The sequence below is a fragment of the Alishewanella sp. HL-SH06 genome (assembly GCF_052656265.1).
The window spans coordinates 759361-781035 of the sequence record NZ_CP199752.1 but is presented as its reverse complement, the minus strand read 5'-3'; the positions used below and the strand labels follow the sequence as shown (position 1 = coordinate 781035).

Here is a 21675-nt window from a genome sequence, read left to right as displayed (position 1 = left end):
CTTTGAGTTTTAGGTGTTAGAGAAAGTGTTGTTGCAGATGCTCAACAATTGGCTGATTGGCATCGGGCAGTGCAATAGTATCAAGCTCACTGATAGCAAACCACTTTACCGCTTGACCTTCTAAGCCTTGCGGCTCACCAGTAAACGCAGTAACCAAACGAATATCCAAAAACACTTCACGCTCTGGATATTGATACCGCAATTGCAGCAAAGGGGAACTGGCCTGCACTGTAATACCAATCTCTTCGGCTAATTCGCGAACCAGGGCGTGCTCTGTTAACTCACCTTGTTCCAGCTTTCCGCCTGGAAACTCCCATTTACCCCCTTGATGCTGTGTTGCTTTGCGCAAGGCAAGCAACACCTGCTGCTGGCGCACAATCACGCCAACAGCCACATGCAACACCGACTTAGCTAAGTTGGCCATGACAGTGCTTGTATTTTTTACCTGAACCACAAGGACAGGCGTCATTACGCCCTACTTTTGCGCCGTCACGCATCACTGGGGCAGCGTTTTGCATACCTTCTGGTAAATCACTAGCTAACGACTCGGCATCCGCATGTTGATAGTTATGCGGTACGTTGTCAGCTTGACGGCGTTGCTCTTCAACTGCTTCAACATCTTCTGCCGCTTTTACTTGCACGCGACTAAGAATACCAATCACATCCAGTTTCAGTGCATCCAACATGTTGGTGAATAACTCAAAAGATTCGCGCTTATATTCTTGCTTCGGATTCTTCTGCGCATAACCACGTAGGTTGATCGCTTGACGCAAGTGATCCATCGCCGCCAAATGCTCTTTCCAGTGTGTATCTAAGCTTTGTAACATAATGGCTTTTTCGAACTGACGTAGCACTTGTGGGCCAACCATCTGTTCTTTTGAATTGTAAGACGCGCTCACTTCTGCTTGAATACGCTCACGTAGCTTCTCTTCAAACAGCTTTTTGTCATCCGCTAACCATTGGCTAACAGGCAATGCCACGCCAAAGTCGGCTTGCAGACGCTGCTCTAAACCCGGGATATCCCACATTTCGTCCATAGACTGTGGCGGGATATAGTCATTAATCATGCTGTTAACAACGTCATCGCGTATGGCATGAATGGTTTCGCTAATATCGTTGGCATCTAACAAGTCGTTACGTTGCTCATACACCACTTTACGTTGGTCATTGGCTACGTCATCAAATTCAAGTAACTGCTTACGAATGTCAAAGTTACGCGCTTCCACTTTACGTTGTGCGTTTTCAATGGCACGACTGACCCAAGGGTGCTCGATAGCTTCACCTGGTGCCATACCAATACGGCGCATCATCGCCGCCATCCGATCTGAGGCGAAAATCCGCATCAAGGCATCTTCTAGCGATAAGTAAAAACGAGAAATACCTGGGTCACCTTGGCGACCGGCACGACCACGCAACTGGTTATCAATACGACGCGATTCGTGACGCTCAGTACCAATGATATGCAAACCACCGGCTGCAATCACGGCATCATGGCGTTTCTGCCATGCTGCTTTCGCTGCCGCAACCACTTCGGCATCCGCATCGGCACCTAAGGCTTGTAATTCACTCTGCCAACTGCCACCTAAGACGATATCGGTACCACGACCCGCCATGTTAGTAGCGATAGTGACCGTGCCTGGACGACCGGCATCAGCAATAATTTGTGCTTCGTTAGCGTGAAACTTAGCGTTTAATACCTGGTGGGTAATTTTGGCTTTGTTCAGTAACGTTGATAAGTATTCTGAGCTTTCAATTGACGCCGTACCTACCAACACAGGGCGGCCAGTATCGCGAGCGGTTTTCACATCTTCGATAATGGCGTTGTATTTATCTTCAGCCGTTAAATACACTAAATCGGCCAGATCCTGGCGTACCATCGGCTTGTTGGTCGGTACCACTATGGTTTCTAAACCATAGATTTGTTGGAACTCAAACGCTTCGGTATCAGCAGTACCGGTCATACCGCCTAATTTGTCATATAAGCGGAAATAATTTTGGAAGGTAATAGAGGCCAGCGTTTGGTTTTCGTTTTGAATGCGCACGCCTTCTTTAGCTTCTACCGCTTGGTGTAAGCCTTCAGACCAACGGCGGCCTTCCATTGTCCGGCCCGTGTGCTCATCGACAATAACGATATCGCCATCTTTTACAACGTAATCAACATCGCGTTTAAACAACTGGTGCGCACGTAAAGCAGCATATACATGGTGCAGTAGCGTAATATTTGCAGCAGAGAACAAGGTGTCGTGTTCGCCAATCATGCCGCGCTCTCGCAACATGTTTTCGACTTGAATTTGACCCGCTTCCGTTAAGTACACCTGGCGCGCTTTTTCATCCACAGTAAAGTGGCCATCACCGTGTTTATCTTCTTCGTCTTCTTTTTCTTGCCGCACTAACTCGGGCACTAGCACGTTAATCTTTTTATACAGCTCAGAGCTGTCTTCGGCGGGACCGGAGATAATCAGTGGTGTCCGCGCTTCATCGATCAGGATTGAATCCACTTCATCGATGATGGCAAAAGCCAGATCGCGCTGTACACGTTCTTGTGGCGAGAACGCCATGTTGTCACGTAGATAGTCGAAACCGAATTCATTATTGGTGCCGTAAGTGATATCGGCGGCATAGGCTTTTTGCTTTTCTGGGTGTGCCATGCCGGGCACGTTAACACCCACAGTTAAGCCTAAGAAGGTAAACAGCGGCTCGTTAGTTTGCGCATCGCGTTTTGCCAGATAATCGTTAACGGTTATAACATGTACCGACTTACCACTCAGTGCATTAAGGTAGGCAGGCAAAGTCGCCGTTAAGGTTTTACCTTCACCGGTACGCATTTCCGAGATTTTACCTTGATGCAGCACCATACCGCCGACCAGCTGCACATCGAAGTGGCGCATATTAAACACGCGCTTACTGGCTTCGCGCACGGTGGCGAAGGCTTCAGGCAGAATGTCGTCTAAGGTTGCGCCGTCTTGCACGCGCTGTTTAAATTCGCTGGTTTTCGTTTTTAATTGTTCATCACTCAGCTTTTCGTATTCCGCTTCCAGCGCATTGATTTGCTGTACCTGTTTTTTTAATTTTTTTAAGAAACGGTCATTACGGCTACCAATTAATTTGGCAAAAAATTTTCCAAACATTATCCAGATACCATTTTAAGTTAAAGCTGCAATGCAGCCCTGGCCATGCCAGTATTATCGTCAGTGTGAGGTCTGGCTTAATGCTCAGACATGGGCCAAAGTTTACAGGATATGGTGATGGTTTATCCCGCTTTCAAGGGCAGTGGCTACTGCTACTGCCGCAGCCTAAAAACTGTTACACTTTGTGCGTTGCTTTACTATTCCAAACAGGCTGCTGCAAATGAAACGTTATAGCCATAAACCAGAAGATTTAACTAAACTTTTTAGTCATAGCACTCTGGCTGGCGTGCAACAGCAGTTTCAATTAATCGGTAAACTTAATGCAGAATTGTGTCAGATCCTGCAATTAACACAACTCACCTCTTGTCAGGTCGCAACCATTAAAGAGGGGCGAGCGATTATTTTATGTAGTTCGGCAGCCTGGGCTACGCGACTAAAAATGCAACGCGACGCCATTCTAGACAATTTCCGCAAAAAAATCTTGCCTGAATTAGCAGGGATTGATATCGAAGTGTCACCTGTAGGTCAAACAAAGCCATTACACGTGCAAGAGCAACCGGCAAAACCCTATTGTGCAACCTTAAGTCATGATACCCGCTTACAGTTACAACAGGCCGCTGCGCAAACCGATGGCCCAGTGCAACAAGCCTTACAACGCTTATTGCGTAATATGCCGGATAACACACCGCGCTAACGGCAAGGCTTAAAACCGATTAAGTGAGATCCCATGCTAAATTGCAGACGAAAAAAAAGCCGCTAAGCGGCTTTTTCTTAGGCAAGTTGCGGTGCTAAAAAGGATATCGGCATTTCTGCCTTATCTTCAAAGGTCACAAATTCCCAGTTTTCTTGCTTGGCCAATACCGATGATAACAGTTGGTTATTTAAACCATGACCTGTTTTATACGAACGGAACTCACCTAAAATACTGTGGCCAGCCATGTAAAGATCGCCGATGGCATCTAACATCTTGTGCTTAATAAACTCATCGTCATAACGCAGGCCATCTTGGTTTAACACGCGGAACTCATCGAGCACCACCGCGTTATCCATACTGCCACCCAGCGCTAAATTGTTAGCACGTAAAAATTCAACTTCGTGCAGGAAGCCGAAAGTACGCGCACGGCTGATTTCTTTAATAAAGCTGGCGGCTGAAAACTCCATCACCACGTGTTGCGTGGTTTCTGAAATGATCGGGTGATTAAAGTTAATGGCAAAATCTAACTTAAAGCCATTGTAGGGCTTAAATTCTGCCCATTTATCACCGTCTTCTACCCGAACCGTTTGTTTAATGCGAATAAACTTCTTCGCTAAACGCTGCTCGGCAATACCCGCTTCTAATAACAAATAGACAAATGGGTTGGCGCTGCCGTCCATAATTGGGATTTCGGCTGAATCAACATCAATAACTAAATTATCAATGCCCAGGCCAGCAATCGCAGCCATTAAATGCTCAGTGGTAGATAACCGCACACCCTGTTCATTAATCAAACAGGTACACATTACAGTATCGCCCACTAACGAAGGGGTGATTTTGAAATCGACTACCGGAGACAGGTCTACACGCCGGAATACAATACCGGTATTGTCAGGTGCAGGTCGGAGAGTAAGCGTAACCTTTTCACCTTTGTGTAAACCCACGCCGACAGAGCTAACAGTCTGTTGAATGGTACGTTGTTTAATCATAAGTTTTTCCTGCTCAATTAGTAAGCAATCATAAACGGGCGCGCAGCATAGCACATCACTAATAGTATGCCAATTATTAGCTTAACAGCGGATGAATCTCATCTGCTTGACTATGTCCACTTTACGCTGTCGCAAAGCGACAGCGATTAATCAGCCTGTTTTCTTAAAAACGCTGGGATATCGAAAATATCGATGCCGCCTTTTGCTTCTGCCTGTGGCTTAGTTTGTGGCAACTCTTCACGTTGTGCCGCAACCGCAGGAGCCGGTTGGCGCACAGCATTACCGTGTTGGACATAACTGGTAGTAACAGGTTCAGCGCGATGCGTTGGTACTAAGCTGATATCTGGGCGACGATCCGCACCGATACCGGTAGCTACCACAGTAACGCGTAATTCGTCATGCATTTCTGGGTCAATAACGGCACCCACTACCACGGTCGCATTTTCTGAAGCGAAAGCTTTGACGGCATTACCGACAATTTCAAACTCTTCAATACTGATATCTAAACCGGCGGTAATGTTTACCAAAATACCTTTCGCACCCGATAAATCGATATCTTCTAACAGTGGGCTAGAAATCGCTTGTTCAGCGGCTTCTTCTGCACGGTCAGGACCACTGGCACGGCCAGTACCCATCATAGCAGTGCCCATTTCTGACATCACAGTACGTACGTCGGCGAAGTCAACGTTGATCAAACCTGGACGCGTAATAAGTTCAGCAATGCCCTGCACGGCACCCAGTAACACGTTATTCGCGGCTTTAAAGGCATCCAGCAAGCTAGTGCCTTTACCTAATACTTTTAATAACTTATCGTTAGGAATAGTAATTAACGAGTCAACATGTTTGCTTAACTCTAAAATACCTTCATCAGCATAAGCAGTACGCTTTTTACCTTCGAATGGGAAAGGTTTCGTCACAACCGCAACAGTCAGAATACCCAACTCACGCGCCACTTCCGCAACGATAGGTGCAGCACCTGTACCCGTACCACCGCCCATGCCGGCTGCGATAAAGATCATATCCGCGCCTTGTAGGGTTTTCTTGATGGTTTCACGATCTTCTTCTGCTGAACGACGACCAATTTCTGGATTCGCACCCGCACCTAAACCTTTGGTTACACTGGCACCCAGTTGTAAGGTGACATTGGCAGAGGAATTACGTAGTGCTTGGGCATCGGTATTCGCCGCCACAAACTCTACGCCTTCAATATTGCTGGCAACCATATATTCCACGGCGTTACCACCGCCACCACCAACACCAATCACTTTAATAACCGCTTCTTGGTTGTGGTTTTCCATTAACTCAAACATAGCTCTCTCTCCGTTTTTACGCTTACTTAAAACTGACCATTGAACCAGCTGCTAATTTTTTTAAAAAAGCTGCTGACTGAATCACGGCTTTGACTGGCTGCCTTGTTTTGGCTGCGCACGTCCTTGCCATAGAGTAACAAGCCAATGACGCTGGCGTAGGCCGGGTCATTAACATATTCTTTTAAACCAGTGATATGCATCGGATAACCGACCCGCACCGGCATCTGGAAAATATCTTCGGCAAATTCGACCGCACCTTCCATTTTGGAGGTGCCTCCGGTTAACACTAAACCGGCAGCAATTTGCTCTTCTAAACCACTGGAGCGAATTTCTTCTTGCACCAGTTCAAATAATTCTTGGTAACGCGGTTCGACCACTTCCGCTAAGGTATGACGCGACATAGATCGCGCAGCTCGCCCCCCCACACTGGGTACTTCGATGCTTTCTTCTTTACCCACCATGCTGCGCAGCGCGCAAGCATACTGCACTTTAATCTCTTCCGCATGACTAATTGGTGTACGGAAAATTTTCGCGATATCACTGGTTACCTGATTGCCCGCTACCGGGATGACTGCCGTGTGGCGTAAGGCGCCATTGGTGAAGATCGAAATATCGATAGTGCCACCGCCGATATCCACCACACAGACCCCTAACTCTTTTTCGTCGTCGGTTAACACGGCATAACTTGATGCCAGCGACGAGAAAATAAGCTGATCAACATGTAAGCCACAACGCTCGACACACTTCTCAATATTCTTCGCCATATCGTTCGCACAAGTAATAATGTGTGCCCGCGCTTCCATCCGAACGCCTGACATACCTACTGGGCTTTTAATGCCCTCTTGCATGTCGACTGAAAACTCTTGAGGTAAGACATGCAACATGCGACGCTCGGCGGAAATGGGTACCGATTTCGCCGCATGGATCACATTGGCCACGTCTTCGTTGGTTACTTCGGTATCGTTAATCGGCACCATGCCACTTTCGTTTTGGCAACGAATATGTTTACCGGTAATACCTAAATACACTGACGATACTTGGCAATCCGCCATTAACTCGGCTTCATTGATCGCGCGCTGTACTGCCTGCACCACCAAGTTCAAGTCGTTGACGCCGCCTTTATCCATGCCACGCGAAACATGGGTGCCAACCCCCACGATGCTCAGCTGATTGTCTGCGGTAATTTCGCCCACAACCGCCTTAATCTGGGCAGTACCGATATCCAAGCCTACAATCAAATCCCGCTCTAATGACTTTGTCATGTTTTTCTCTTTGTCTCTGTTGCACCATAGCGCACGGCAATACCCGTGTCATAACGTAAATCCACTTCCACCATGGCGGCGTTTATCTTGTGTTGCTGCATGGTGGGATACAACTCAACAAACCGCTGAAGCCGCTTTAATGATTCTTCCCTGCCCAGTTGCAGCTGTAAGCCATCGGCTAATTCTAGGCGCCAAGCAAAACGCTCGGTCAACCAAACTTGCCGTACACTAAACTCATGTAGCTGCAGCAATTGCTGCATATTAGTAAACATGTTCAGGGCATCCTGCGCTGAGCCTTGTGGCCCATGCAATAGGGGTAGCGAAGTGGTCAGCTGTTCGAGTGGGGCATCAAACACCACCCCTTTGTTGTTGATCAGCTGCTCTGAATTCCACACCGCGACCGGTTGCTGCTCTGTCACCACCACCACCAAGGTATCAGGCCATTGTTTGCGCACGGCGACCTGATAAACCCAGTGTTGTTGTTGCAGGAACTGCTGCACCTGATCCACGTTCACTCTAAAAAAGTTACCGACATATTCCTGTTGAATGCGCTGCTGTAACGCTTTGGCATCCAAATGCTGAAAATTGCCATACAACTTCACTTGTGAAATCGGTACACTTTGTTGATCTTGTACCCATTGCACTAACTTCACCGTTAAATAACCTAAAAACACTAACGAGCAGCCAAAAAACACCAGCCCCGCGATAAAAGCGGCTCGGCTAGGTGTAGCTGGTACGGTCGCAGTGTTCGTCATACTAGCGACGCGCCGACTCAGCTTGCGTTAAAATCGCCAGCACTAACTGTTGAAAACTGTAACCGGCGGCTTTCGCTGCCATAGGCACTAACGACTTTTCTGTCATGCCCGGTACGGTATTCACTTCTAATAAATAAAATTGACCTTGCTGGTCCAGCATTAAATCAACCCGGCCCCAACCTGAAGCGCCCACGGCTTGAAAAGCCGCTAAAGCGGTTTTTTGCATTCCTTGCGTCAGCTCTGCCGTTAATGGCGCAGGGCATAAATATTCGGTGCTATTGGCCTGATACTTCGCTTCGTAATCATAGAAGGATCGTGGTGTCCGCATTTCAACAATCGGCAATACCGCACCATTTAAGATGGCGATTGTAAATTCACGCCCTTCAATCCAGCGCTCGACTAAGACTTCTTCGTCATATTGATGAGCTGTTGCAATAGCTTGCGCTAACTCTTCAGCCGTCACTGCCACGCTCATGCCAATGCTTGAGCCTTCATTGGCGGGCTTAACCATCACTTTGCCACCAAGTTGCGCTAGCAAGGGGGCGTAATCTTCAGAGCCTGGCCTGGCTACAGCAAAAGCCGCTGTGGGTAATCCTTGGGCTTGAAACAACCATTTACAGCGAATTTTATCCATCGCTAAGGCAGAACCCAGCACACCGCTACCGGTATAAGGCAGGCCGCGCTGCTCTAAAGCGCCTTGCATCACGCCGTCTTCGCCGCCGCGCCCGTGTAACACAATAAACACTTTATCGGCGTCTAGGCTGCTTAAATCTTCTTGTTGTGGGTCAAATGCAAAGGCATTAACGCCAGCATCTAATAATGACGCTAACACCGCTTTGCCAGAACGTAACGACACTTCACGCTCAGCTGAAGAACCGCCAAACATCACCGCTACTTTTGCGTTTTGGCTCATAACGCAGCTCCCTTAGTCGCTTTTAATTGTTCGATATTTAATCCCAAAGCACTCAGTTGTTTTACTAAGGTGCCGATATTACCCGCGCCCTGCGTTAACACCACATCCCCGTCTTGCAGCACATCGGCTAAACAAGCGGCTAAATCGCTTGGCTGCGCCACATAGATAGGTTCTAACTGGCCACGAGCTCGAATAGAACGCGCTAAACTACGGCTATCGGCCCCGGCAATTGGCGCTTCGCCTGCAGCGTATACTTCCAATAATAATAAGGTATCCACTTCAGACAGTACCCGAGCAAAATCATCATATAGATCACGGGTACGGGTATAACGATGTGGCTGATAACACATCACCAAACGTCGTTCTGGCCAAGCATTGCGCACCGCCGCAACGGTAGCGGCAACTTCTGTTGGGTGATGACCGTAATCGTCGAGCAAGATGGCCTTGCCACGACCGGTGTCAAATTCACCATACTGTTGAAAACGCCGACCAATGCCTTCAAATTTACTTAACGCCGCTAAAATTGCCGGTTCCGCTATGCCCTCGTCTTGCGCTAAGGCAAAAGCGGCGGTGGCATTTAACGCATTGTGCTTGCCTGGCAAATTTAGGATCACTTGCCGGGTTTGACCTTGAGCATCACGAATACTGAACTGCGTGCGTGTGCCAGACTGCTGAAAATTGCTGATTTGAAAGTCGGCATCTTCACTAAAACCATAGGTCAGCACCGTGCGGCCAATGCGCGGGATCAAGTCACGTAATACGGGGTCATCTAAACAAATTACCGCCATGCCATAAAACGGCAGATTATGTAAAAACTCTAAATAGGTGGCTTTTAGCTTTTCAAAGTCACCTTGATAGGTGTCCATGTGATCCGCTTCAATATTGGTGATCACTGTTGCCATCGGTTGCAAATGTAAAAACGAGGCATCGCTTTCATCGGCTTCGGCAATTAAATAACGCCCCGCCCCTAAGCGTGCATTGGAACCGGCAGAATTTAACAAGCCGCCAATTACGAAAGTGGGATCGGCACCGGCTTCAGCAAAAATTGAAGCGAGCAAGCTGGTCGTCGTGGTTTTGCCATGAGTACCTGCAATCGCAATACCATGGCGAAACCGCATTAATTCACCGAGCATTTCGGCACGGCGCACCACAGGAATGCGTAACTCGCGCGCGGCTTGCACTTCAGCATTGTCGTTTTTAATGGCGCTAGAAACGACGACGACACTGGCACCTTGAATATTTTCAGCGCTGTGGCCAAAGAATAATTCTGCACCTAGGCTGCGCAATCTGTCGGTAACGGTGTTCGGTGCGATATCCGAGCCGGAAACCTTATAGCCTTCATTGACTAATACTTCGGCAATACCGCCCATACCGGCACCGCCAATGCCAACAAAGTGAATGCGTTCAACCCGGCGCATCGCCAGTTTTTTCTGTTGTGGCGTGGTAATCATACTGCTTGTCCTGTTACTTGCCGACATACGGCTACTACTGCGGTAGTCGCATTGTCTCGTGCCTGCAGCCTGGCATTTTGCGCCAACTGCTGCAGCACACTTTTATCTGTTAAACACGGCGCCAATAATGGCACTATGCCTGTTTTGATGAGTTCCGACTGCGGTAATAACCAGCCCGCGTCAGCACTGGTTAAACTGCGGGCATTGGCGGTTTGGTGATCATCAATCGCGCTGGGCAGCGGTACAAAGATTGCGGCAACGCCAACGGCGGCCACTTCGCTGACAGTCAAGGCACCGGCACGACAAATCACCACATCAGCCCAACGATAAGCCGCTAACATACTGTCGATAAAGGCACTGACCTGCACCGACACACCCTTTGCTTGTAATGGCTGGTAAGCGGCTTGCACTTGCGCCAGCATGGCTTCGCCCGTTTGATGCCAAATCGCGATCTCACCTTGTGCGGCCAGCATGCTAAATTGCTCTGGTAACTGCTCGTTTAAGGCTTTCGCGCCTAAACTGCCGCCGACCACTAAAATATTGAGCGGCGGCTCACTTGTACGCGACTGGCGACAAGCAATCAGTTCTGCCCGCACCGGATTGCCCACCACCTGTTGTTTAGCTGAGTTGGCAAACGCGGCCGGAAACGCCACTAACACCTGCTTGGCTAAACGCGCCAGTAATTTATTAGTGCTACCAGCAACGGCATTTTGTTCATGGATCAATAAAGGCACACCGGCTAACCAAGCAGCCACGCCACCGGGGCCACTGGCATAACCACCAAAGCCAATCACTAAGCTCGGTTTTACCTGCTTGACCACTTGCCGCGCCTGTCGGATCGCCCTCCACACCATCAGCGGCGCATGCACAATGCTGCGCCAGCCTTTACCACGTAAACCCGCCACTTGGATGGCATGAAATGCCCAGCCAAAACTCGGCACTAAACGCGCTTCCATCCGATCTGCGGTGCCAAGCCAAGCAATCTCCCAGCCTTCAGCATGCAACGCTTTGGCTACTGCCTGTGCTGGGAAAATGTGGCCACCCGTGCCACCGGCCATAATCAACGCTAGCGGTTTAGTCATGCTTACCCCCGCTAACGGCCTGCTTGCCTTGCATCCGTACTTCAAAGTCAATGCGCAGCAATAAAGCTGCAGCCATTAACATGATAATTAAGCTACTACCACCGTAACTGACAAAAGGTAAAGTCATACCCTTGGTCGGTAACATACCGCTGGCCATACCGGCGTTTACGGCGGTTTGAAAACCAATCCAAATGGCTAAGGCATAGGCTAAGAAACCGTGGAAACTCATGCCTTTTTGTAAAGCACGATTACCCATCATCAGCGCACGAAACACGAGTAAGAACAACAAACTTAGTAACGCTGCCACCCCTAGAAAACCGGTTTCTTCGCCAATAACGGCAATAATAAAGTCGGTGTGCGCCTCGGGCAGATATTCTAATTTTTGAATACTGTTACCCAAACCTTGGCCAAACCAGCCACCGCGACCAAAAGCCATTAACGACTGGGTTAACTGATAACCACTGCCAAAGGGATCTGCCCAAGGGTCAAGGAAGGCCGTGACCCGACGCCAGCGGTATTCACTATAAAAAATCAGCACGCCCACTGCGGCGATACCGGTAAGAATTAACGCGATAAATTGCCACAAGCGCGCACCGGCTAAAAACAATAGCACCACGGCAGTGGCGAACATCACAATCACGGTGCCTAAGTCAGGCTGCATTAACAGCAGCACTGCAAAAATAAATAGCATGATTAATGGCTTAAGAAAGCCCATTAAGTTCTCACGTACTTCTTCATGCCGCCGTACTAAATAACTGGCTAAATACACAAAGAAATACAATTTGGCCGGCTCAGCCGCCTGAATGTTGATGGGACCTAACGCTAACCAACGGGTGGAACCGTTGACGTTTTTACCAAACAATAACACGGCCACCAGTAACGCTAAGGCGGCAAATAACAGCTGCATATTGTAGTTATGCCAAAAGCTGATAGGTAAACGCATCACGACCAAGGTCGCGCCTAAACCAATGAACATATACACTAAATGGCGCAGCGTGAAATGCAGCGGATTGTCAAATAAACGTTCAGCCACCGGAATAGAGGCACTGGTTACCATCACTAAACCCAGTGTCAGGATTAACAATAGTACGGTTAAAAACATACTGTCGTAATTACCCTGATCTTTACTCTGCCACCAAGCATCAAAGCGAGGTAACGGATTAAAACGACCACCCAGTAAAGCGGCTTTAATCATTTCAGCTCCTTTACTGCTTTGGCAAACTGCTCGCCGCGATCGGCATAGCTTTTAAACATATCTAAACTGGCACAAGCCGGTGATAACAACACCATATCGCCTGCTTTAGCTAACGTTGCTGCGGCGCTGACCGCTTGCTGTAATGTTTTGACTTGTACGCTGTCGGCTTTTAACGCGGCAATCGCTGGGCCATCTTGGCCTAAGGTAATCAAATGCTGCACATCTTGCTGCAATACGGTTTGTAACTCTTGCACGTCAGCGCCTTTAGCATCGCCGCCAGCAATCAAAATCAGCTTGCCTTGAATACCAGGGCGTAAACCGGCTAAGGCCGCTAAGGTTGCGCCAATGTTGGTGCCTTTTGAATCATTCACCCAGCGCACGCCATTAAGCTCGGTCACCAACTCACAACGATGTGCTAAACCGCTAAAAGTACGCAAAGTGGCCGCTAAGGCTGCACGAGAAGCCCCCGCCGCTAAGGCTAAAGCCGCTGCCGCTAGCGCATTAAATTGGTTGTGCTCGCCAAACAGGCTCATCTCAGCGACGGGCAATAACGGCTCACCCTCTACTAGCAACCAAGGCGCTTGCTGATGCTGCACAATGCCATAACCACTGGTGTTTGGTTTTAAACTCAGTGCCAAGCTAGCTTGCGACTGAGCGGGTTGCGTCATGCGGTCATCCGCATTGTAAATAGCTAATTGGCTATGCCGATGAATACGCTGTTTGGCTGCCGCATACTCGGCAATGGTGTTATACCGATCAAGGTGGTCAGCGCTAATGTTTAAATTCACACTGGCGACCACCGCTAAGCTATCGGTGGTTTCTAGTTGAAAGCTGGATAGCTCCAACACAAACACTTCAGCATCACTGTGGTTGATCGCTTCTAATACCGGTAAACCGATATTGCCGGCCGCAACTGCTTTGATACCGCTTTGCTGCAACATGGCCGTAGTCAACATGGTCACAGTCGACTTGCCATTAGAGCCGGTGATCGCCAAGACAGGTTTGTGGTTAAAATGCGCAAACAGCTCAACATCACCAATAATCTTAGCGCCTTGTAACCGAGCAAAACGCAAGGCCGGATGCTTCACCGACAAACCCGGGCTGACGATAATCAGTTCCATCTGCGCCAGTCTATTGGCGTCTAACTCACCTAAGTAGATACCGTCTACTTTCTCAACCGGAATCTGCTCTAGGCCAGCGGGTTGTTTGCGGGTATCCATCAATACCGGCTTGATCCCTTGTGCAAGTAAAAAGCGTACGGTCGCCAGGCCAGAAAGACCGAGCCCCACTACTGCAATTCGTTTTGCTGTTAGGATACTTTGCATGCTGTTATCTCAGTTTCAGGGTGGCGAGGCCAACCAGCACAAAAATGATCGATAAGATCCAGAAACGCACAATAACGCGCGGCTCTGGCCAGCCCTTTAATTCGTAATGATGATGAATAGGTGCCATACGGAAAATGCGTTGTTTACGCAGTTTGTAAGAGCCAACCTGCAGGATCACCGACAGGGTTTCCATCACGAAAATTCCGCCCATGATAAACAGCACGATCTCTTGGCGCACAAGAATGGCGATCACACCCAACACCGCTCCTAACGCCAACGAGCCGACATCGCCCATGAAAACCAAAGCCGGATAAGTGTTAAACCACAAGAAACCTAAACCCGCACCAATCAGCGCGGCACAAAACACCACTAACTCACCGGCATAGGGTAAATAAGGGATATTTAAATAACTGGCAAAGTTTACGTTACCACTGGCATAAGCAATGATAGCAAAAGCGCCCGCTACCATAATGGTCGGCACTATCGCTAAACCATCTAAGCCGTCAGTTAGGTTAACGGCATTACTGGTGCCAACAATGACGAAGTAACTAAGAGCAATAAATAATAAACCCAGTTGCGGCATCACATCTTTGAGAAAGGGCACGAGCAGTGCGGTTTCAGCTGGCCGCTCTGCGGTGCTATACAAGAAAATGGCGGTAATAAGGGCGAATACGGATTGCCATAGGTATTTCCAGCGCGCGATTAAACCACGGGGATCTTTTCGGATCACCTTACGATAATCATCGATAAAGCCGATAGCACCAAAGCTGACGAGTACAAATATCACCACCCAAACGTATTTGTTGGCCAAATTAGCCCACAGCAGCGTAGAGATTAACACTGAACCAAGGATCAAAATGCCGCCCATAGTAGGCGTGCCTTTTTTCGAGAAATGACTCTCTGGGCCATCATTACGAACCACTTGACCAATTTGCATGCGCTGCAGCGCCGCAATCAGCTTAGGCCCTAAATAAAGGCTTAATAATAAAGAGGTTAACACGCCTAAAATGGCGCGAAATGTCAGATAACTAAAGACATTAAAACCGCTGTAATATTGTGTTAGATATTCTGCTAACCAGACTAACATGCTGGGATCTCCTGCTGACAACGTTCTAGCAAGTCTTGTACTACTAATTCCATCTTCGCACTGCGCGAACCTTTAACCAGCAGTGTCACTGCCGTTTCGGCTGCAATAATGGGCAGCAATTGCGTAATTAGCGTTTGCCGTTGGCTGAAATGTGCTCCTTGCTGTTTGAACACATCACTGGCGCTCTGTGATAACACACCGACAGTGAACAACAGATTAACCCCAGCCGCTTTAGCATATTCACCGATTTCTTCATGGTATAAACGCGCATTGGTGCCCAGCTCACCCATGTCTCCGAGAATCAAACCCCGAAAGCCACTGTAACTGGCCAATAAGTCAATGGCGGCTTTTACCGACTCGACATTAGCGTTGTAGGTGTCATCGATAATTTTTAGCGTTGAGCTAACCTGAATCAGATTAGTGCGCCCTTTCACAACACGCATTTTTGCTAAACCCTGCTGTACCTGCTGCGCACTGATACCAATGGCAATAGTAGCTGCCGCGGCGGCAAGGGCGTTAGCAACATTATGACGCCCTGGCACCGTTAAACGTATTGGCAGCTGCTCTGTTGGCGTATGCAACGTAAAATGCGCACAGCCGAGGCTGTCTAATTGCACTTCTGAAGCATAAAAATCGGCTTGTGGCTTATCGACGCTAAAGGTAAGGCAGGATAAATGTGCCACCTGGGTGAGCCAGAAATCACTGTAATCACTATCTAAAGAGATGACCGCCGTGCCTGACGCAGGAATACCCTGATAAATTTCTGCTTTAGCGCGAGCAACACCGGCAATATCACCAAAGCCTTCTAAATGTGACGCGGCAGCATTAGTAATGAGTGCCACATCGGGTTTCACCAAAGCCGTGGTATACGCAATTTCACCATGATGATTGGCACCCAGCTCCATCACCGCATAGCGATGCGCTGCCGTTAAGCGTAATAAGGTGAGCGGCACACCGATGTCATTATTGAAATTACCCGAGGTTGCTAACACCTCGGCTTGCTCACTTAAAATAGCCGCCAGCATTTCTTTTACCGTGGTTTTACCGGCACTGCCTGTCACGGCGATGGTTTTAGGCGCTAAGCGTGCTTTTAATGCGGCAGCAAACTGGCCTAAGGCTATGCGCCCGTCGGGGACTAAAATATAAGGGACGTCCACCGGAGGTACTTCACTACAAATTAACGCCACCGCACCTTTACTGACGACATCAGCTAAAAAGTGATTGGCATCAAAGTTCGCCCCTTTTAAAGCAATAAATAACGCGGCACCGCTTAATGTTCGGCTATCCGTGCTCACTGCATCGATTTGCACATCAGCACCCTGCCAAGTGGTACCCAGCATTTGAGCTATCTCTGATAAATTAAGCGTGATCATGATGCCATCTCCGCCACCAATTGTTGAACATAGGCTCTTTCATCGTAATGCAGTACTTGGTTACCGATGATTTGTTCTGTTTCATGGCCTTTACCCGCCACCAAAATAATGTCGCCCTCTTGCGCTTCTGCAATGGCTAACTTGATGGCGGCGCGGCGATCCGGTTCGATGGTATAGTTGCTTTGCGGATGCATGCCCGCAGCAATATCTTGCAAAATCAGTAAGGGATCTTCGCTACGTGGGTTATCCGACGTGAGAATAATATGATCGGCTAATTGTTCTGCCAGCTGCCCCATGATGGGCCGCTTACCTTTGTCACGATCACCACCACAGCCAAATACCGCCCATAGATGATTATCACAATGCTGACGCAAGGCCCGTAGTGTTTGATCTAAGGCATCAGGTGTGTGAGCGTAATCGACTACCACCGTCGCACCGGTTTTTAGGCTGTATTGTTCCATGCGCCCAGCCACCGGTTGCAATAAAGCGGCTACCGCAATCAAGTCAGACAGGGAATGGCCCAAGGCTTGTAAACACTTCACGGCAGCCAGCGCGTTTTGCACATTAAATTCACCCAGCAACGGCAAATTTAACTCGTAGCTTTTAGCGGCATACTTCAACTGACAATAAGTACCGTGGGCTTTGGGGCTTAAACGTTGGTAGCTCAATGCCTGCACATCCGATTTACAATCAATACTGGCACCATAAGCATGCACAGGGATCTGCATTTGCTCGGCGTAATGACGACCGGTTTCATCCGATAAATTCACAATGGCCAGCATGCTTTGCTCAGGCTTGAACAATAGCGCTTTTGCCGCAGCATAAGCGGGCATACTGCCGTGGTAATCTAAATGATCACGACTTAAATTGGTAAACACTGCCGCCGCAAAATGCAAACCGGCCACGCGCTTTTGAACTAACGCATGCGAGGACACTTCCATTGCCACTAAACGCACACCTTTACTGACCATTTCCGCCAGAATGCGTTGAATATCGACAAAGTGCGGCGTGGTATTTTTTAAGGGTGTAAGCTGTTGCCAGTTGCCGTAACCTAGGGTGCCAATTACCGCGCTCTTGACACCAAGCTCGCCTGCAAGCTGGGCAATAAAGCTACTTACAGACGATTTGCCATTGGTGCCGGTCACGCCAATTAATGTCAGCTGCTGTTGTGGCTGGCCATAAAAGTCAGCTGCCAATTTCGGTAACACCATATTCAGCCGTGGTATGGTCAACACCCGACTATCACTCGAATGGGCGTTTTCCGTCAGCACTAAGGCGGCGCCTTGAGCCAAGGCCTTATCAATAAATAAACTGCCATCTGTGGTTGTGCCGGGTAAAGCAATAAACACATCGCCAGGCATCACGTCGCGGCTATCAATGCGTAAGTGCTGCAACTCTAAAGACGGCACTTCACTGAGGTAATTCGCTAACCAACGTTGACTATTAACCGGCATTTTGACCTCCACGAACCGCGGTGATCCTTGGGCGGCTCTGTCCATCTGGTGGCAAGTTCAGCAGCTGCATCGCTGCTCCCATAATATTGGCAAACACTGGGGCAGCGATCTCGCCACCATGGTAAAAATCACCGGCAGGTTCGTTAATCACCACCACACAAGCTAACCGCGGTTGACTGATTGGGCCGACACCGGCAAAAGAAGCGATATAATCATCACCGTAACCGCCGGCGACCGCTTTACGGGCCGTACCTGTTTTACCGCCTACGCGATAACCGGGCACCTGTGCACGTGTTGCCGTGCCGCCAGGACCGATATTGGCTTCCATCATTTCCAGCATAGCCAGCGCAAACTCTTCTTTTAATACCCGTTCGCCCAGCTCTGGTTCCGTTTGTTTAATGATACTCAGTGGCCGATTAATACCGCCATTGGCCATGGTGGCGTAAGCGCGCGCCAGTTGCACAGCGGTAACCGATAAACCATAGCCGTAAGAAAAGGTAGCGCGTTCAAAGTCAGACCAACGCTGGCGGTAACTAAAAATACCGGTGCTTTCACCAATAATCGAAGCGCCCGACTCTTGGCCTAACCCCATATTGTGATACAAACCAATCACATGTTGATGCGGCACTTCTAACACTAAGCGCGCTACGCCCATGTTGCTCGATTTTTGAATAATACCGGTAAGATCTAAGCGATTGTAATTAGATGGATCGCGCACCCAACTGCCACCAATGCGCATAAAACCAGGGCTAACATCCACTATCGTATCTAAATTGGCCGAGCCAAACTCTAAAGCGCTTAAGACCGCTAACGGCTTCATAGTAGAACCCGGTTCAAAGGTGTCGGTAATGGCCCTATTACGAAAGCGATGGATCGGCGTATTACGGCGGTTATTCGGGTTAAATGAGGGACTATTGACCATGGCTAAAATTTCGCCGGTTTGCACGTCAACCACCACTGCAGAGCCAGACGCAGCACCATTGGATAACACCGCTTTTTTCAATTCACGATAAGCTACCGCTTGAATGCGTTGATCGATGCTCAGCACCACGGTGGCCGATTCGGTCGCTTGCTCGCGCTCTAATACTTCGATTTCACGGCCTTTGGCGTCTTTACGATAAACCTTGCGACCCGCTGTACCGGTGAGTAAATCATTAAAACGTTTTTCAACACCTTCTACACCAACGTCATCGACATTGGTAAAACCGATTAACTGCGCGGCGACCTCGCCAGCAGGATAATAACGACGCGATTCTTGGCGGAAATGAATACCGGGCACGCGCAGCTTACGCACATAATCGACTACTGCCGGATTAACTTGGCGCTGTAAATAAACAAAACGCCGCTGCGGGTTATCACCGATGCGGCTTAGAAGTTGCTGCGGGCTTAGTTGTAGTATTTCTGCAAGCGCATGCCAACGCCGCTCATCTCCTGGCGCGTTGCGCTCCAGTACTTCTTTAGGATCTGCCCAAATGGCCTCTACCGGCACGCTGACAGCTAATGCTTCACCATGACGATCGAGGATCATACCGCGCATCACTTTGTCAGATTCCACGCGTAAACTGCGCAAGTCACCTTGAGTAACCAGCATATCCGGCTCTAACACTTGTAACCAAGCGGCCCGCGCCACCAGGGCTACAAACACCGCGCTAATACTGACCAGCACAAAAGCAAAACGCCAGCCGAGTACGGCGGGTTGCGTTCTGGTTTTTGCTTGGGCCTTTCTTACCGGGCGTTTCATTGTAATTTCACCGTAATATCACGATCGCCCGTAGGGCGTTGCATATTCAGTTGTTGCCGCGCAATCTCTTCTACACGGCTGTGTTCGGCTAACGCGCGTTGCTCTAACAGCAAATTGCGCCATTCGGTATCGAGCTGATCACGTTGTTGATAATTTAAGTCCTGCTGGATCGTTAATTGCCGGTTTAAATGCGACATTTGCACTACCGCAAGGGCAGACAGCAAACACGCCAACAACAACGCGATAACTAACTTGCGTTGTTGCAGTTCCTGGGCAATGATTTTGATCAGCTGGACTTGTTTCATAGCGCCTGCCTCTCCGCGATACGCAACACCGCACTCCGAGAGCGCGGATTCGCAGCCAGCTCAGCGGCAGAGGGCATAATCGCTTTACCAATTAAGCGCAGCGGGATCGCTTTGTATAACTGAGCATCCGTTAACGGTAAGCCACGTGGCACCGGTTCAGGTTTGGAATGGCGACGCATAAATTGTTTCACTAGGCGATCTTCTAACGAATGAAAGCTGATCACACAAAGTCGGCCGCCAGGCTTTAACGCCGCCATTGCGCCCTGTAACGCTAAATTCACCTGCTCCAATTCACTGTTAACGTAAATACGAATGGCCTGAAAACTGCGGGTTGCAGGGTGCTTTTTCTCTTTCGGGCTTTTCGGCACCACATTGCTAATTAAATTAGCCAGCTCACTGGTGCGAGTGAGGGGTTGCTCAGCACGGTGGGCAACGATGGCATTAGCAATACGCCACGCTGATTTCTCTTCACCGTATTCCCGCAGCACAAAAGTAATGTCTTCGACATCGGCATGGGCTAACCACTGAGCTGCAGATAAGCCATTTGTAGGGTCCATCCGCATATCCAGCGGACCATCGCGCATAAAACTAAAACCTCGTTCAGCTTCGTCTAATTGTGGGGAAGACACGCCAAGGTCCAGTAAAATGCCATCGATTTTGCCGAAAATGTTTTGTTGTTCGGCGATATTTGCCAGGGCGGCGAAGGGGCTATGGGTGATGTGAAAACGCGCATCGGCGAGCAGTGGGGCTGCAGCAGCAATGGCGGAAGGATCGCGATCAATAGCGAATAAGCGGCCGTTAGGCCCTAACGCTTGAATTATTTCTCTACTGTGACCGCCACGGCCGAAGGTGCCATCTAAATAGATGCCATCAGCCTTGATTGCCAGGCCTGCTAACGTTTCCGCTAACAGTACCGAGATATGTGGACTTGTGGTCATTTACAGTACAAAATCCTGTAATCGTTCTGATAACTCCACAGTACCGGCTTCTGCTTGCTCCAGCTCAATATCCGCTGCAAGCCGCTCTTGCCAGGCTGTTTCATCCCAGATTTCAAATTTATTTAATTGGCCCACCAAACGGATGTTTTTCGTTAATCCAGCATGTTGCCGCAATGACGCTGGCAACAAAATACGGCTGCTTTTATCCATATCACAGTCGGTGGCATTACCCAGTAATAACCGCTGTAAACGGCGTTCCTGAGGATTTAAGCTTGAGAGAGATTTTAGTTTTTCTTCTATTTCTTCCCACTCAGCTAGCGGAAATAGCAACAAACAGGGATCGTGCAAATCGATGGTGCAAATCATTTGGCCCTGAAATTCAGACATAAGGCGTTCACGGTAACGCGCTGGAAGCGCTAACCGGCCCTTTTCGTCTAACGTCAGTGTAAATGATCCACGAAACATCTTAGTTTGCCCGCCTTAAGAGTTTGCGTTGCTCGAGTAAAGTATCAGAGACGACAAAAAGGGGTGCCAGCTACCACTATCACCACAAATTTACCAAAATGATCCACAATTACCCACATATCCCCACAACGAGACAGTTTAGGGTGCCGCTTCCGCTGCTGTCAAGGTAAAAACACCGGCAAAGATCGAATAAGATCGAGCTAAAATA

The 21675-nt window shown here is 48.9% G+C and carries 19 protein-coding genes; 1 reads left to right on the top strand and 18 read right to left on the bottom strand.

Features of this window, described 5'->3' with window-relative positions:
* Window positions 1-16 precede the first annotated feature (16 nt).
* Both mutT and secA read right to left on the bottom strand, forming a co-directional pair.
* A complete protein-coding gene (gene mutT, locus ACUJFK_RS03475; protein ID WP_445426097.1) occupies window positions 17-424 on the bottom strand; it encodes an 8-oxo-dGTP diphosphatase MutT in 408 nt (135 codons plus the stop codon).
* Window positions 408-3128 (bottom strand): preprotein translocase subunit SecA, encoded by a 2721-nt coding sequence (gene secA / locus ACUJFK_RS03470; RefSeq protein WP_445426096.1) that lies wholly within the window; start codon window positions 3126-3128, stop codon window positions 408-410. Before secA ends, mutT begins: the two co-directional genes overlap by 17 nt.
* 220 nt (window positions 3129-3348) lie before the next feature.
* On the opposite strand from secA, the gene ACUJFK_RS03465 reads away from it, so the two are divergent.
* Window positions 3349-3822 carry a DUF721 domain-containing protein gene (locus ACUJFK_RS03465; RefSeq protein ID WP_236128895.1) on the top strand — a complete coding sequence of 158 codons (474 nt, stop codon included), beginning with the start codon at window positions 3349-3351 and terminating at the stop codon, window positions 3820-3822.
* A gap of 77 nt (window positions 3823-3899) precedes the next feature.
* On the opposite strand, the gene lpxC is transcribed toward ACUJFK_RS03465, so the two are convergent.
* The 16 genes from lpxC to mraZ form a co-directional block, all read right to left on the bottom strand.
* Window positions 3900-4811: a UDP-3-O-acyl-N-acetylglucosamine deacetylase gene (gene lpxC, locus ACUJFK_RS03460; protein WP_445426095.1), complete on the bottom strand. Its 912-nt coding sequence runs from the start codon at window positions 4809-4811 to the stop codon at window positions 3900-3902.
* Window positions 4812-4957: 146 nt separating this feature from the next.
* Complete coding sequence (gene ftsZ, locus ACUJFK_RS03455; protein WP_226752151.1) at window positions 4958-6121, bottom strand: cell division protein FtsZ; 1164 nt, start codon at window positions 6119-6121, stop codon at window positions 4958-4960.
* 26 nt (window positions 6122-6147) lie between these two features.
* Entirely contained in the window at window positions 6148-7383 is a 1236-nt protein-coding gene (gene ftsA / locus ACUJFK_RS03450) for a cell division protein FtsA (RefSeq protein WP_306177257.1), read from the bottom strand.
* Window positions 7380-8138 (bottom strand): cell division protein FtsQ/DivIB, encoded by a 759-nt coding sequence (locus tag ACUJFK_RS03445; RefSeq protein ID WP_445426094.1) that lies wholly within the window; start codon window positions 8136-8138, stop codon window positions 7380-7382. The genes ftsA and ACUJFK_RS03445 overlap by 4 nt, the downstream gene beginning before the upstream one ends.
* A gap of 1 nt (window position 8139) precedes the next feature.
* A complete protein-coding gene (locus tag ACUJFK_RS03440) occupies window positions 8140-9051 on the bottom strand; it encodes a D-alanine--D-alanine ligase (RefSeq protein WP_445426093.1) in 912 nt (303 codons plus the stop codon).
* On the bottom strand, window positions 9048-10502 hold the full coding sequence (murC, locus tag ACUJFK_RS03435) for a UDP-N-acetylmuramate--L-alanine ligase (protein WP_445426092.1): 1455 nt from the start codon (window positions 10500-10502) through the stop codon (window positions 9048-9050). The genes ACUJFK_RS03440 and murC overlap by 4 nt, the downstream gene beginning before the upstream one ends.
* Window positions 10499-11584, bottom strand: a complete 1086-nt coding sequence (murG, locus tag ACUJFK_RS03430) for an undecaprenyldiphospho-muramoylpentapeptide beta-N-acetylglucosaminyltransferase (protein ID WP_445426091.1) — start codon at window positions 11582-11584, stop codon at window positions 10499-10501. Before murG ends, murC begins: the two co-directional genes overlap by 4 nt.
* Window positions 11577-12779, bottom strand: a complete 1203-nt coding sequence (gene ftsW, locus ACUJFK_RS03425; protein ID WP_236128900.1) for a cell division protein FtsW — start codon at window positions 12777-12779, stop codon at window positions 11577-11579. Before ftsW ends, murG begins: the two co-directional genes overlap by 8 nt.
* Window positions 12776-14104, bottom strand: coding sequence for a UDP-N-acetylmuramoyl-L-alanine--D-glutamate ligase (gene murD, locus ACUJFK_RS03420; RefSeq protein WP_445426090.1), 1329 nt, complete (start codon window positions 14102-14104; stop codon window positions 12776-12778). The genes ftsW and murD overlap by 4 nt, the downstream gene beginning before the upstream one ends.
* A 4-nt stretch (window positions 14105-14108) precedes the next feature.
* Entirely contained in the window at window positions 14109-15191 is a 1083-nt protein-coding gene (gene mraY / locus ACUJFK_RS03415) for a phospho-N-acetylmuramoyl-pentapeptide-transferase (RefSeq protein ID WP_226752158.1), read from the bottom strand.
* Complete coding sequence (locus tag ACUJFK_RS03410; RefSeq protein WP_445426089.1) at window positions 15185-16564, bottom strand: UDP-N-acetylmuramoyl-tripeptide--D-alanyl-D-alanine ligase; 1380 nt, start codon at window positions 16562-16564, stop codon at window positions 15185-15187. Before ACUJFK_RS03410 ends, mraY begins: the two co-directional genes overlap by 7 nt.
* Window positions 16561-18018 carry a UDP-N-acetylmuramoyl-L-alanyl-D-glutamate--2,6-diaminopimelate ligase gene (locus ACUJFK_RS03405; protein ID WP_445426088.1) on the bottom strand — a complete coding sequence of 486 codons (1458 nt, stop codon included), beginning with the start codon at window positions 18016-18018 and terminating at the stop codon, window positions 16561-16563. The genes ACUJFK_RS03410 and ACUJFK_RS03405 overlap by 4 nt, the downstream gene beginning before the upstream one ends.
* Window positions 18008-19759 carry a penicillin-binding transpeptidase domain-containing protein gene (locus ACUJFK_RS03400; protein ID WP_445426087.1) on the bottom strand — a complete coding sequence of 584 codons (1752 nt, stop codon included), beginning with the start codon at window positions 19757-19759 and terminating at the stop codon, window positions 18008-18010. Before ACUJFK_RS03400 ends, ACUJFK_RS03405 begins: the two co-directional genes overlap by 11 nt.
* Window positions 19756-20064, bottom strand: a complete 309-nt coding sequence (gene ftsL / locus ACUJFK_RS03395; RefSeq protein ID WP_226752162.1) for a cell division protein FtsL — start codon at window positions 20062-20064, stop codon at window positions 19756-19758. The genes ACUJFK_RS03400 and ftsL overlap by 4 nt, the downstream gene beginning before the upstream one ends.
* Window positions 20061-21002 carry a 16S rRNA (cytosine(1402)-N(4))-methyltransferase RsmH gene (gene rsmH / locus ACUJFK_RS03390; RefSeq protein ID WP_226752163.1) on the bottom strand — a complete coding sequence of 314 codons (942 nt, stop codon included), beginning with the start codon at window positions 21000-21002 and terminating at the stop codon, window positions 20061-20063. The genes ftsL and rsmH overlap by 4 nt, the downstream gene beginning before the upstream one ends.
* Entirely contained in the window at window positions 21003-21467 is a 465-nt protein-coding gene (gene mraZ, locus ACUJFK_RS03385; protein WP_445426086.1) for a division/cell wall cluster transcriptional repressor MraZ, read from the bottom strand.
* Window positions 21468-21675: the final 208 nt, after the last annotated feature.

What these genes read in the sequence shown, in the direction of transcription:
- mutT (WP_445426097.1), bottom strand. Translation starts at nt 424, where the DNA reads ATGGCCAACTTAGCTAAGTCGGTGTTGCATGTGGCTGTTGGCGTGATT.
- secA (WP_445426096.1), bottom strand. Translation starts at nt 3,128, where the DNA reads ATGTTTGGAAAATTTTTTGCCAAATTAATTGGTAGCCGTAATGACCGT.
- ACUJFK_RS03465 (WP_236128895.1), top strand. Translation starts at nt 3,349, where the DNA reads ATGAAACGTTATAGCCATAAACCAGAAGATTTAACTAAACTTTTTAGT.
- lpxC (WP_445426095.1), bottom strand. Translation starts at nt 4,811, where the DNA reads ATGATTAAACAACGTACCATTCAACAGACTGTTAGCTCTGTCGGCGTG.
- ftsZ (WP_226752151.1), bottom strand. Translation starts at nt 6,121, where the DNA reads ATGTTTGAGTTAATGGAAAACCACAACCAAGAAGCGGTTATTAAAGTG.
- ftsA (WP_306177257.1), bottom strand. Translation starts at nt 7,383, where the DNA reads ATGACAAAGTCATTAGAGCGGGATTTGATTGTAGGCTTGGATATCGGT.
- ACUJFK_RS03445 (WP_445426094.1), bottom strand. Translation starts at nt 8,138, where the DNA reads ATGACGAACACTGCGACCGTACCAGCTACACCTAGCCGAGCCGCTTTT.
- ACUJFK_RS03440 (WP_445426093.1), bottom strand. Translation starts at nt 9,051, where the DNA reads ATGAGCCAAAACGCAAAAGTAGCGGTGATGTTTGGCGGTTCTTCAGCT.
- murC (WP_445426092.1), bottom strand. Translation starts at nt 10,502, where the DNA reads ATGATTACCACGCCACAACAGAAAAAACTGGCGATGCGCCGGGTTGAA.
- murG (WP_445426091.1), bottom strand. Translation starts at nt 11,584, where the DNA reads ATGACTAAACCGCTAGCGTTGATTATGGCCGGTGGCACGGGTGGCCAC.
- ftsW (WP_236128900.1), bottom strand. Translation starts at nt 12,779, where the DNA reads ATGATTAAAGCCGCTTTACTGGGTGGTCGTTTTAATCCGTTACCTCGC.
- murD (WP_445426090.1), bottom strand. Translation starts at nt 14,104, where the DNA reads ATGCAAAGTATCCTAACAGCAAAACGAATTGCAGTAGTGGGGCTCGGT.
- mraY (WP_226752158.1), bottom strand. Translation starts at nt 15,191, where the DNA reads ATGTTAGTCTGGTTAGCAGAATATCTAACACAATATTACAGCGGTTTT.
- ACUJFK_RS03410 (WP_445426089.1), bottom strand. Translation starts at nt 16,564, where the DNA reads ATGATCACGCTTAATTTATCAGAGATAGCTCAAATGCTGGGTACCACT.
- ACUJFK_RS03405 (WP_445426088.1), bottom strand. Translation starts at nt 18,018, where the DNA reads ATGCCGGTTAATAGTCAACGTTGGTTAGCGAATTACCTCAGTGAAGTG.
- ACUJFK_RS03400 (WP_445426087.1), bottom strand. Translation starts at nt 19,759, where the DNA reads ATGAAACGCCCGGTAAGAAAGGCCCAAGCAAAAACCAGAACGCAACCC.
- ftsL (WP_226752162.1), bottom strand. Translation starts at nt 20,064, where the DNA reads ATGAAACAAGTCCAGCTGATCAAAATCATTGCCCAGGAACTGCAACAA.
- rsmH (WP_226752163.1), bottom strand. Translation starts at nt 21,002, where the DNA reads ATGACCACAAGTCCACATATCTCGGTACTGTTAGCGGAAACGTTAGCA.
- mraZ (WP_445426086.1), bottom strand. Translation starts at nt 21,467, where the DNA reads ATGTTTCGTGGATCATTTACACTGACGTTAGACGAAAAGGGCCGGTTA.